The sequence below is a fragment of the Nocardia sp. NPDC004278 genome (assembly GCF_053602975.1).
This window is the reverse complement of sequence record NZ_JBSGEQ010000001.1, coordinates 215,632-227,982: the sequence shown is the minus strand read 5'-3', so window position 1 is coordinate 227,982 and position 12,351 is coordinate 215,632. Positions and strand designations below refer to the sequence as shown.

The 12,351-nt window shown below is 65.5% G+C and carries 9 protein-coding genes; 5 read left to right on the top strand and 4 right to left on the bottom strand.

Translation table 11 applies throughout. The features are described 5' to 3' along the window. The first annotated feature begins 65 nt into the window (after positions 1–65). Positions 66–1,526: an aminotransferase class I/II-fold pyridoxal phosphate-dependent enzyme gene (locus ACWEO2_RS01010; RefSeq protein ID WP_452403450.1), complete on the top strand. Its 1,461-nt coding sequence runs from the start codon at positions 66–68 to the stop codon at positions 1,524–1,526. Here the strand turns inward: ACWEO2_RS01010 and ACWEO2_RS01005 are convergent. Beyond that, positions 1,523–3,268 carry a CocE/NonD family hydrolase gene (locus ACWEO2_RS01005; protein WP_452403695.1) on the bottom strand — a complete coding sequence of 582 codons (1,746 nt, stop codon included), beginning with the start codon at positions 3,266–3,268 and terminating at the stop codon, positions 1,523–1,525. The genes ACWEO2_RS01010 and ACWEO2_RS01005 overlap by 4 nt on opposite strands. Before the next feature lie 510 nt (positions 3,269–3,778). Between ACWEO2_RS01005 and ACWEO2_RS01000 the strand changes: the two genes are divergently transcribed. The 4 genes from ACWEO2_RS01000 to ACWEO2_RS00985 all read left to right on the top strand — a co-directional run bounded on the left by ACWEO2_RS01000 (position 3,779) and on the right by ACWEO2_RS00985 (position 7,942). Next, positions 3,779–4,507, top strand: a complete 729-nt coding sequence (locus tag ACWEO2_RS01000; RefSeq protein ID WP_452403449.1) for a peptidylprolyl isomerase — start codon at positions 3,779–3,781, stop codon at positions 4,505–4,507. A gap of 201 nt (positions 4,508–4,708) precedes the next feature. Further along, complete coding sequence (locus ACWEO2_RS00995) at positions 4,709–5,581, top strand: LLM class F420-dependent oxidoreductase (RefSeq protein WP_452403448.1); 873 nt, start codon at positions 4,709–4,711, stop codon at positions 5,579–5,581. Between the two features lie 176 nt (positions 5,582–5,757). Next, positions 5,758–6,918 carry a lipase family protein gene (locus ACWEO2_RS00990; RefSeq protein WP_452403447.1) on the top strand — a complete coding sequence of 387 codons (1,161 nt, stop codon included), beginning with the start codon at positions 5,758–5,760 and terminating at the stop codon, positions 6,916–6,918. Between the two features lie 52 nt (positions 6,919–6,970). Continuing rightward, positions 6,971–7,942 carry a DUF2332 domain-containing protein gene (locus ACWEO2_RS00985; protein WP_452403446.1) on the top strand — a complete coding sequence of 324 codons (972 nt, stop codon included), beginning with the start codon at positions 6,971–6,973 and terminating at the stop codon, positions 7,940–7,942. 124 nt (positions 7,943–8,066) lie between these two features. On the opposite strand, the gene ACWEO2_RS00980 is transcribed toward ACWEO2_RS00985, so the two are convergent. The 3 genes from ACWEO2_RS00980 to arc all read right to left on the bottom strand — a co-directional run bounded on the left by ACWEO2_RS00980 (position 8,067) and on the right by arc (position 12,154). Continuing rightward, the gene (locus ACWEO2_RS00980; RefSeq protein WP_452403445.1) at positions 8,067–9,587 is read right to left on the bottom strand and encodes a glycosyltransferase family 39 protein; all 1,521 of its coding nucleotides are present in this window, start codon (positions 9,585–9,587) and stop codon (positions 8,067–8,069) included. After that, the gene (locus ACWEO2_RS00975) at positions 9,580–10,215 is read right to left on the bottom strand and encodes a TetR/AcrR family transcriptional regulator (protein WP_452403444.1); all 636 of its coding nucleotides are present in this window, start codon (positions 10,213–10,215) and stop codon (positions 9,580–9,582) included. The genes ACWEO2_RS00980 and ACWEO2_RS00975 overlap by 8 nt, the downstream gene beginning before the upstream one ends. A gap of 178 nt (positions 10,216–10,393) precedes the next feature. Further along, positions 10,394–12,154, bottom strand: a complete 1,761-nt coding sequence (arc, locus tag ACWEO2_RS00970; RefSeq protein ID WP_355178913.1) for a proteasome ATPase — start codon at positions 12,152–12,154, stop codon at positions 10,394–10,396. Positions 12,155–12,351 lie beyond the last annotated feature (197 nt).

The window sequence follows — 12,351 nt, the reverse complement described above, 5'->3', positions numbered from 1 at the left end:
TTTCGTAGCCGTAAACCTTGGGGCCGGTCATCGTTCCGGCGCTGTGCCCGACGCAGAATGACGCTGTGAACTTCGACCCCGCTACCGCGCCGCAGGTGCCCGCAGACGATGTGCGAGACACCCCGCAAGCACCTGCCGTAGCCGGGTCCGGCCTGTTCAACACCGATCTCGATGATCGAACCCCGGCGGGAATCGCGGCCGCGGTGAGCCGCCGGATTCGTTCCGGTGCCATCGCACCCGGGTCGAGGCTGCCGACCGTGCGCGAAGTCGCCCGCGAGTTGCGGGTCTCCCCCGCCACCGTCAACCAGGCTTGGCGGGCGCTGGCGGCCACCGGCGCGATCGTCGCGCGAGGGCGCGCGGGCACATTCGTCGGCGAACGCCCCGCCACCCGTCCGGCACCGCCGACAGGCCGCTACCAGCGCCTGCATCCCCCTTCGGATAGCGCCTTCCGCATCGATCTGTCCCGCGGCACCCCCGATCCGGAACTACTGCCGGACCTGGTCGCCGCATTGCACACGATCACCGAGCACGGTCGCGGCGGCGGTCTGGCCGCCGACTACCTCGATGCGGCCGTGCTGCCGGAGCTGGCCGCCAAGGTGCGCGCCGACTGGCCCTTCCGCGCCGAACGTCTCGCGGTGCTCGACGGGGCACTCGACGCCATCGACCGACTGCTCACCAGTCATGTCCGCCTCGGCGATGCGGTCGCGGTCGAAGATCCTTGCTTCCCACCGTTTCTCGACCTGCTCGCCCGTCTGGGGGCGCGGCCGATTCCGGTTCGCATGGACGAATCCGGCCTCCTACCGGACGATCTCGACCGCGCCGTGACCGAGCACGGTGTCACCGCCGTGATACTGCAGCCCCGTGCGCAGAATCCGACGGGTGCCTCGCTCACCACCACCCGCACGCGCGAACTGACCGATATCCTCGCGGGCACCGGCACCCTCGTCATCGAGGATGACCACTCCGCCGGAATCGCCTCCACCGCATTGCGTTCCCTCGGATCGCGACTGCCGAACCAGACGGTGCACATCCGCTCGTACTCCAAATCGCACGGCGCGGATCTGCGTCTCGCGGTGGTCGGCGGTCCGGCCGATCTGCTCGACCCGATGATCGATCGCCGCATGCTCGGCCCTGGCTGGACCAGCCGCCTGCTACAGCGTCTGCTGCTCACGATGCTCGACGACGACACCGCCCTGCGTACCGTCGCCGTCGCTCGCACCGAATACCGCAGGCGCGCAACCGAACTCCGCCGTGCCCTGGCGCGCAGGGGCATCACCGTCGCCCGTGGTGACGGCATCAACCTCTGGTTGCCGGTCGCCGATGAGAACGCGGCGATGATCTCCCTGGCCGCCGCGGGTATCAAGGCCGCACCCGGGCGCCCCTTCGAGGTCGAGGACCACCCGCACGGCGACCACCTGCGCATTACCGTCGCCGCGATCGCCGACGGCGAGTTGGACTGGCTCACCAGCGAACTCGCCGCCGCGACCGCTGCCGCGCCCACCTACCGCCGCGTCCGGCGCGGCTAAGAACCCGGCTCGAGGTCGAAGCTGGTCGAGCCGCTATTTCCGGCCGGAATGATCGGCAGCACCACCGACGACGGGTGCTCGGCATCCTTATAGATGGTCTGCGTCGCGGGCTGTGTCCGGGCGCTGTCGCCGAAGGGTTCGCCGGTATTCGGGTTCGGCGCGTACTGCGGATAGTCGCTGCTGCTGATGGCCACCCGGATCCGGTCGCCCGCCTTGAACTGATAACTCGTCGGCCAGATCTTGATGGTGAACGCATACGGCTGACCGGGCACCAGGGCGGTGGGTTCGGACAGCGAGTCCCGGAATGCGGCGCGGATGATGCCATTGTTGAGGTTGACCGCCGATCCGTCGGGTGCGACCACTTCCAGCCGCGCGACGAAGTCGGTATCCGGTGCGGTGGACGATGCCCACAACTTGACGGTGATCGGACCGGTGACCTCGGTATCCGCAGTGAGTGGATCGCTCGTATAGGTGAGCACATCCGAACGCTGCTCGACCGCCGACTGGTCGAACGGTCCCTGCGGGCCCGAGCCCACCGAACAGCACGAATGTCCGCCGATGCTCGGTGCCGGGGAGGCCGGGTCGTAGACGTACCGGTCGAGCGCCGCGGGTCCGTTCGGCGCCCGCTCGACCAGTTTGCCGACCCTCCCGGCCACGCTGTTGGCGCCACTATCGGCGAAGTAGTATTCCTTCCACTGTGTTTGCGGCAGTGGCCAATTCGGCGCCGACTTCCAGCGATTCGCGCCCATGAGGAAGTAGTCGACGCGCGGTTTACCCGATACGCCGTTGTCCTGTCCCTTCAGGAAGTGGTCGAACCACGCGAGCATCAACTCGTTGATCGGGCTGTCGCCGACCGCCCCCAACTGCTCGAGTCGAGGCGCGATCGCCGAGGTCGGCCGTCCCCAACCGAGGTGGTCCCACGGGCCGATCACCAATCGCTGGTTCTGCCGCGCCTGCGGGTCGCCGCCGCGCTCGACCATGCCGGTGAAGTTCTCCACGCCGCCCGCGAGGAAGGCGTCGTACCACCCCTCGATATCGAGCACCGGCACCCGCACATTCGGGTAGCGGTCGCGGATGCTCCACTGCTTCCAGTAGTCGTTGCGCACCGAGTTGCGGATCCAGTCGAAGTACCACGGCGCGACGGCCCGATTGCCCGGTTGCAGCGGCGGAAAGTCTTTGTACGGACGGTAATTCAGCCATGCGGTGATGTTCTGCAGATCCGTGCCCAGTTGGTCCGCGGTGGCCTTGTCGGCACGCTGCTCGGCGGATTCGAGTCCAATGGTGCCCATGGCCCATGGTTCGACGAAGCCGAGCCGGTATGCGCCGCCCTCGTAGGTCCAACCGTCGTAATAGTCGGAGGCGGTATTGGCGGGCACGATGGTGCTCAGATGCGGTGGCGTCTCGATGGCAGCAAGCCATTGCGTGGCACCGACATACGACGAACCGTACATACCCACCTTGCCGTTCGAACCGGGCAGTCGCGCGGCCCATTCCACCGTGTCGTAGCCGTCGTGGGTGTCATTGCCGAATTCGGTGAAGGTGCCCTCGGAATTCCCGATGCCGCGGACGTCCTGGACGACCACCAGGTAGCAGTGCGAGGCGAACCAGTCCGGCGGTCGATAGCGCGAGGGCTGGATCTGGGCTGCGGATTTGCCGTACTGGGTGCGCATCAGCACCACCGGCACCGGATCGCTGGTCTGCGGACGGTACACATCGGCGCGCAGGATCGTGCCGTCGCGCATCGTCGCCGCGACATCGGTCTGCTTGTCGACCGCGCACGAACCCCGGTCTTCGTTGGGCGGCCAAGCACCCTTATACGACGACGATTTCGTATCCGTGCTCGCGGTGCACCCGCCGACCAGTGCACCGACGCACACCACGGCGGTGAGCAGACGAACGATGGCCCACCCGCCACCGGGCCGCCACCCCTTATCGAATCGCTGCGCGATGCTGCCGAATGCGTATCCGGACAAGTCGATCCACCTCCTGCGGAGGCGGTATCACCGGAGATTCAGTACGTGCCGAGCCATGGGTCGATCAGATGTGCCTCCGTCGCAGCCATGCTAACCGACACCTCCAGCCGCTTCTGCTGATTTTCCGCCCGGCCCAAGCGCATTCGCCGGGCTGAATACGTCCGCGTTCCTGTTGCGACACAGTCGTAATGCACCATCTCGTTCCGCGCGCGGCGTCGAGATGGAATGATCCGCTGAGCATCACCCGATGCGATACCTAACAGAAGGAGACCTCGACCGGTGAGCAGCGACGTGCAGGCGCGGCAATTCGACCACCATCAGCCCAGCAGGCGCCAGCCGCGCCGAGTCGGGTCCGCCCTGCTACGGGGCCTCGGCGTATTCGCTGTCGGTACCGCCCTCGCGATCTTCGCCGCGGGCGGCGTCTCGGCGAATCCGGGCAGCGCGCCGGTCGCCGGATGCGTGGCCCCGGATATGGTCAAGCCCGAGATCAAGCAGTGGGACGCCGAACCCGCGGTGTCGATCAATACCGGCGCGACCTACACCGCGAAGCTGGAGTCCACCTGCGGCACGGTGACCATCGCTCTGGATGCCGCCCACGCCCCGCGCACGGTGAACTCGTTCGTATTCCTGGCCGGGCAGAGGTACTTCGATCACACCCAGTGCCACCGCATGACCACCAGCGGCATCTTCATCCTGCAATGCGGTGATCCCAGCGCCACCGGTATGGGCGGCCCGGGCTACCAGTTCCCGAACGAGAACCTCGACGGCGCCACCTACCCCGCTGGCACGGTCGCCATGGCCAATGCCGGCCCCGACACCAACGGCAGCCAGTTCTTCCTGGTGTACAAGGACTCGCCGCTGCCGCCGAACTACACCCCCTTCGGCAAGATCACCGGCGGAATGGACGTCCTGGAGAAGGTCGCCAACGCGGGTGTCGTGCTCGGCACCGAGGACGGCCGTCCGAACGCCGATGTCATCCTGAATTCGGTCACCACGACCCAGAGCTGATCGATTCACCCTCCGGTGGCGGTGCCGTTTCGTGCGGCACCGCCACCGCTGGTTCTGCCGAGATGCGACCGCATAAGGCGTCCCTGGTGGTTGCGAGAGGCGATGTGGCGGGACGGATTTGCGGCCACAGACTTGACTTGGAGCGCACTCCAGGTCATAGCGTTGGATGCGCACAGTCGTCTAGAACCAGAGGATCACTTCATGGAACTCGGTTTTCATCTACCGATATTCGATATCGATGGCGGTACGACGGCCATCGCCGGTGAACTCGCCAGGGTGGGCGCCGCGGCGGAGGCGTCCGGTGCGACCTGGCTGTCCTTCATGGACCACTACTTCCAGATCGAGCCGACCGGTCTACCGGCGGAGTCGAACATGCTGGAGGGCTACACCACGCTCGGCTACCTGGCCGCGCACACCTCGCGCATCGAGCTCGGCCTGCTGGTCACCGGCGTGACGTATCGGCATCCCGGTCTGCTCGCCAAGATCGTCACCACGCTCGATGTCCTGTCCGGTGGCCGCGCGGCACTGGGGTTGGGCGCCGCCTGGTTCGAGCGCGAGCACCGAGGGCTCGGCGTGCCGTTCCCGCCGATCGCCGAACGGTTCGACCGGCTGGAGGAGACACTGCGGATCTGTCAGCAGATGTGGGACCCGCAGAACAATGGCCCCTTCGACGGCAAGTACTACCAGTTGGCCGAGACGCTGTGCTCGCCGCAGCCGATCAACCGGCCCAAGGTGCTCATCGGCGGCAGCGGCGAACGCAAAACGCTGCGGTTGGTCGCGCAGTACGGTGACGCCTGCAACCTGTTCGGCTCCTCCCCCGAGGAGGTCGGCCACAAACTCGACGTACTGCGACGGCATTGCGACGAAGTCGGGCGCGACTACAACGAAATCCGCATAACCATCATGGCCAATAATCCGCGTCCGAATCCGGACACGCGCGACGAATTCGTCCGGAAGATGGCCGATTACGCCAAACTCGGCGTTCATACCGTCATCATCATCCCGACCACCGGCTCCCCGGCCGCCTGGATCGACGCCATGGCTCCGGCCGTCCCCCAGCTCGCCGATCTCTGACGCCGGTCTCGTTACGGAACAAGCCTTTTCGACACCACACACGCACGATGGACTCCGTGTGGTGACGAAAGGGCCTGTGCCGTCGAGGATGTGACGCGCCCGACCGGCGCCGGGGCTAACGGCGGCAGCGGGTTGTGGATAGGGTGCTGACATCTGTACCGAACAGAGGAGCGGGTATGCACGCGAACTGTCGGAGCAGGCCGGGCGTCTCGTATCGCGTGCGCATTCGCGCCGGTCTCGCGGGAATAATCGCCGTCGTGCTCGGCGTAGCAGGCGTGGCGACAGGTGCGGCGCACGCCGACCGTGCGGTGGGCGAACTCGTGTCTTCGATCGCGCAAACGCCCGGCTGGGGTGGGTTCGATCGGGTCTCGGTGCTCGAATATGTCACCGAAGGCCCGGCCGGTGCCACCACAACGGCGACGGGATTGCTGTTCACTCCCAATGGCACACCGCCGCCCGGTGGTTGGCCGGTCATCGCCTGGGACCACGGCACCAGCGGCATGGGCCCGCAATGCGGAATCACCACCAAGCAGGCCAGGGGTGACGCCTCGTATCTGCACCGGCTGCTCGACCAAGGCTATGCGGTGGTCGCGCCCGACTATGTCGGCTTACATCCCGGCGCCGTGACACCACATCCGTACCTGCAGTCGCGCACCGAAGCCACCGCGACCATCGACCTGGTTCGCGCCGCACGCACCGCCGACGCCGACCTGTCGACGAGGTGGGCGGTCGTCGGTGTCTCACAGGGCGGACACGCCGCGCTGAACACCGGCGCCCTCGCCCCGACCTACGCACCCGAACTCGACTTCCGCGGCACCGCGGCCTTCGCACCACCCGCCAACCTGGAGCACGCCATCGCCCTGGCGGGCCCATACGTACCCCAAGTACCCGTCCTGGACCGCGTCACCGCCAATATCGCCGCCGCACTCGACGGTATGCGCTTGGCCTACCCCACCGCCGATATCGACAGCTACTTCACCCCGGCCGGCATCGCCCTCATGGACCGCCTGGCCACCCTGTGCGTAGCCGATTGGCCCGCCCAGGCCACCAACCTCCCCCTCGGCTCCTTACTCGCCAAACCACTGCTCACCGGCGACTTCCCAGATCGCCTGGCCCACTACCTTTCCGTCCCCACCTCCGGATACCGCCAGCCGCTACTCATCACCCAGGGCCTCGACGACACCACCGTCCCTTACCCCCTGACCGCCGCCCTACTCACCGAATTGACCGCATCCGCAACCCGCTACGAATTCCACACCTACCCCACCGGCCACCAGGGCATCGTCGAAGCCTCCTGGCCCCAACTCATCCCCTACCTCACCGGCCTGTTCGCCTAGACGCACGAATCCCCCTCCGACGCAACAGATTCAGCCTGCAGGACGGATCGAGATGGATACCTCCCAACGCTATCGCCACTTCGCCGAGGTCGAAGCACGAGGCAACTCGCACCGATACGAACAATGGTGCCTCGGTATCGCCGAGGCACCTGAGCTTCTCGCGTTGATCGAGCAACTTCCGGAGCCGAAACGGCAGCCGAATCTCGTACTCGGTGCCACCCGATATGTGGGAGCACCGGATTCGGAGTTCGCGGAATTCGAGCGGTGGCTCATCGCACATTGGGACGCCGTTCGCGAGGTCGCGGCGGCGCGCACCACACAGACAAATGAGGCGGGACGGGTGGCAGTGCTGCTGCCGATGCTCGCACAGCTACCCGGACCGTTGTCGCTGATCGAGGTAGGGACCTCAGCTGGGCTGTGCCTATATCCGGATCGGTACAGCTATCGCTATGGCGAGATACGGATCGATCCGGTGGACGGCCCGTCGCCGGTCGTGCTCACATGCGCGACCTCAGGAAATCCGCCTGTGCCCGAACAACTTCCAACGGTGGTCCACCGCGCGGGAATCGATCTGAATCCGCTCGATGTCACCGATGCCGAGGCCATGCACTGGCTCGAATGTCTGATCTGGCCGGGACAACCCGAGCGACTGACACGACTGCGGGCCGCGATCGGCATTGCGCGGCAGGATCCGCCTCAGCTGGTCGCCGGTGATCTCACTACGGAGATCACCGATCTCGTACATGCAACGCCACCCGGTACCACTGTCGTTGTTTTCGGTAGTGCGGTGCTGGCCTATCTGGACGCCGGGGCACGCGCGATATTCGAGGAGACCGTACGCGGCCTGCCGTGTCATTGGATCAGCAATGAGGGCGCTCACGTGCTCCCGACCGTCGCCGACCAACTCCCGCGGCCACCCGCCACGCCTGGACAGTTCGTCGTGGCTCTCGATGGGAGGCCGGTGGCTTACGCCGGGCCCCACGGTCAGGCGTTGGACTGGTTCGCCGACGGGCTCCGGGTGTAGGTCAGGCGGGTGTGTTGTTCAGGAAATGGACCGCTTCCCACAGGCAATGGCCCCGGCCACTGTTCAGTCAATGCGAGCGGAATCCGGAAGTCTTGAACGAATCGGACGCGCCCGGCCCGGCGGTTCAGTCGAGCCGAAGCATATCCGGCCAGACCCGCGACCAGGGCTGGCGTGGGGTACAGCGCCAGATGGTTACGTTGCGGGTGGCATCCGGGTAGCCCAGGCGTGCGTCGACGCGTCCCACCGGAGCCAATTCGCTACAGGCCGTGTGCATTTCGTCCTCGGCATTGCCTACCCACAGCACCGTGGTGGCGGAATCCGGCGGGGTGCCGAAGTATCCGAAGCCACGGTTGGGGCTGTAGACCGCGGGTAGTCCATAGCGCTGCCTATCGATATCCAAAGCGCTTGCCTGCCAATAGGAATCGGCAATGATGACGGCATCGGACCGTTGCGCTTCCGGCAGCGCCAGATAAGCATCGGCGGTGGCCTCGCGCAGTTCCGGCCAGCCGAACCTGCCATAGAGGCTGATTTTGAAACTGGCCTCGGCCCGGCTATCGACCGGATCTATGGACGACTCGGGCTGCCACGGCATCGAGAAAGCCCCGATCGCCGCCGAAACCGCGACGAGCGCAACGGTCACGTACCTGCGCCGCCGTGCCGTATTCGCGGTCCAGCGCACCGCACCCGCCGCCATTACGGCCGCATAGCATCCGGCCGCATAGTAGGGGCGACCGTTGGTGGCGATGAACGCCACCGTCAGCAGCGGCGGGACCACCGCGAGGAATCGGTACGGCCGCAGCGATTCCCAGCGCAACAGCGCCCAGATCCCCGAGATCAGCAGTACCCCACCGAATAGTCCGGCAAAAGCCAGCGCCAACGGCAGCCAGGTGTACCGGCCGCCGATCGCCGACTGCTCCGCCGCGACCACCGCACCCAATCGCAGCTGCGGCCAGTCGTGCTCGATCTGCCAGATCAGCGTCGGAACCGTCACCAGCACGACCAGCCCCGCACCCACCCACAGCACCGGCCGCCGCAGCAGCTCCCGCGGACCATAGATCGCCACCCCGATGGCGACCGCGACCCAGAAGAACGGAATCAGCCATTTCACCTGGATATCCAGCGCGGTAGCCAGCGCCGCCCATAACAACAGACTGTCGCGGCGCGTGCGCACCCATCGGATCAGCAGCCAGCTGATCAATACCCACAGCGCCGTGTCGATCGTGTTGGTAGCCAATTGAGTTCCCTGCACGAGCAGGAACGGCGAGGTCGCATACGCCACCGCGGTCAACACCTGCGCATTCCGCGCCCCGCCGAACTCCCGCGCGATCTGCGCACTGATCAGCACCGCGGCAACCGTCACCAGCGCGGCCGGAATCCGCAGGGCCACTAGCGATCCCGGCGCGATCAGATCCATCAGCCTGGCGATCGCGGGCAGCACCGGCCCCTGATCGGCATATCCGAATGCGAGTCTGCGCCCGGCCGACAGGAAATACAGTTCGTCTCCGAAGAACCCGTACCGCCCCAGCGAGGCGAACAGCATGATCGCCGCCACCGCCGCGATCGCCCCGACGCCGAGCCAGGCGAACGGCGGTGTCGCCGTGCTGCTCTCGCGCTGCCGAACTTCGCTTTCCATCAGATCAGTCATCGCTGCCCCTCTTACGGGTCGCCACATCGAATAACCGGCACACATGGGCCGAATAGGTTGTCATATCGAAGTCCTTCTCCCGAATGGCCCGCCCGGCCGCGCCGTCGATGGCATCACGGATCGACATGGCCATTACCCGCGGATCGAAGTCGCTGAATTCACCGCGCCGCTGCCCCTCCCGCATGATGTCGACGAGCGGCTGGATGATCTCCTGCTCGCCCTCTGCCGAGGCGAAGCGCGGCTTGCCGTCCGCATCACGCAGATTCAGCACCACATCGATCAGCGCCGCGACGTACTTCTTATTCGCATCGATGAACCGCAGATTCGACCCGATATAGGCGAGCAGCTGATTGCGCGCACCCTCCGCGGCCATGACCGCGGGCGCGATGTGCTCGCCAGCTGACACATACAGCTGGATCACCAGCTGCTCCATCAGCTCGTCCTTCCCGGCGAAGTGATACGAGATGACTCCTTTGGAGATCCCGGCATGCTTGGCGATCCGCGCCAGCGAAGCACTGCCGTACCCCGCCTCGGAGATCACCTCCACCGCCGAAGCAATGATCTGCCGCCGCCGCGCTTCCTCGATGAACGACCGCTGCTGACCAACCGTCTCATTTTCTGGCCGCACGGCCAAATTTTAAGCGGCCCGGATGAAAGACCACATCAACCCCAAGAATGACTCCCACCTACCTCGCGAGGATGACCGCGAGATCACCTGAAGCGGCCCGACCACCCGGTGTGGGATCGCCCCCTGAAACGCCGAAAGGCCGCGCTCCCAGCGGAAGCGCGGCCCTTCGGTTCGAAACCTACAGGTACTGGCCCGTATTCGACTCGGTGTCGATGGCGCGGCTGGCGCTGGCGTTCTTGCCGGTGACCAGCGTACGGATGTAGACGATCCGCTCGCCCTTCTTACCCGAGATGCGAGCCCAGTCATCGGGATTCGTGGTGTTGGGCAGGTCCTCGTTCTCGGAGAACTCGTCCACGATCGAATCGTAGAGATGCTGGATGCGCAGGCCCGGATTGCCGGTGTCGAGTACCGCCTTGATGGCGTACTTCTTGGAGCGGTCCACGATGTTCTGGATCATGGCACCGGAGTTGAAGTCCTTGAAGTACAGGACTTCCTTGTCACCGTTGGCGTAGGTGACCTCCAGGAAGCGGTTGTCCTCGCTCTCGGCGTACATCCGGTCGACGACCCGTTCGATCATCGCGCGAATGCACAGCCCCTTGTCGCCGCCGAACTCTTCGAGATCGTCGGCGTGCAGCGGCAGTCCCTCGGTCAGGTACTTCGAGAAGATGTCCTGCGCCGATTCCGCGTCCGGCCGCTCGATCTTGATCTTCACATCGAGACGTCCGGGCCGCAGGATCGCGGGGTCGATCATGTCCTCGCGGTTGGACGCACCGATCACGATGACGTTCTCGAGGCCCTCGACACCGTCGATCTCCGAGAGCAGCTGCGGCACGACCGTGGTCTCCACATCGGAGGACACGCCCGATCCGCGGGTGCGGAAGATCGAATCCATCTCATCGAAGAACACGATCACCGGCGTGCCTTCGGACGCCTTCTCGCGGGCCCGCTGGAAGATGATCCGAATGTGACGCTCGGTCTCACCCACGAACTTGTTCAGCAGTTCGGGGCCCTTGATGTTCAGGAAGAACGACTTGGCTTCCTTGGCATCCTCACCGCGCGCCTCGGCGATCTTCTTCGCCAGCGAGTTGGCGACGGCCTTGGCGATCAACGTCTTACCGCAACCGGGCGGACCATAGAGCAGCACACCCTTGGGCGGGCGCAGCGCGTACTCGCGGAACAGATCCTTGTGCAGGAACGGCAATTCCACCGCATCGCGGATCTGCTCGATCTGGCGACCGAGACCACCGATATCGCTGTAGTCGACATCGGGCACTTCCTCGAGCACGAGGTCCTCGACCTCGGCCTTGGGAATGCGTTCGAAGGCGAAACCCGCCTTGGTATCGACCAGCAGCGAATCGCCCGGCCGCAGTTTACGCACCGGCGAGTCGGGATCGTCGAGATCGTCGACCTCGGCGACCTTGGCCAGCGGACCCGCCAGCCACACCACGCGCTCCTCATCGGCATGTCCGACAACCAGCGCCCGGCGTCCGTCGTCGAGGATCTCGCGCAATGTGCCGATCTCACCGACCGCGTCGTAGATTCCGGCCTCGACGACCGTCAGCGCCTCGTTGAGGCGGACGGTCTGGCCGTACTCCAGGGTCGAGGTGTCGATATTGGGTGAACACGTCAGGCGCATCTTGCGTCCCGAAGTGAACACGTCGACCGTCTGATCCTCGTACACACCAATGAGAATTCCGTACCCGCTCGGTGGCTGACCCAGCCGATCGACCTCCTCGCGTAGCGCGACCAACTGCTGCCGCGCTTCCTTGAGGGTGTCCATCAGCTTGGTGTTGCGAATGGTCAGCGAATCGATGCGGGCTTCCAATTCCCGTGCGCGATCCGGCGAATCGGCAAGTTGCCTTCGGAGTGCAGCCGCTTCGGCGCGTACCGCCTCGAGCTCTCTCCAGGCCGCCGAATCCGAATTCTCGATGGGGCTCATGTGCTGCTCCTCCCAGTCCCGGTCTATCAACGCTACCGGGCGTGAACCGTTCTCGCTTTCCGACATGGTTTCGTCGTGATCACATCTGGGCCGCGATCGGCGGCGGAACCACCATGTTAGCCTGCCCTAACCAGGCCACGGCGACCTGCTTCGCCGACCGAACCGAAAGGTTGCTGACGATGCTCCTTCCCGCCAGG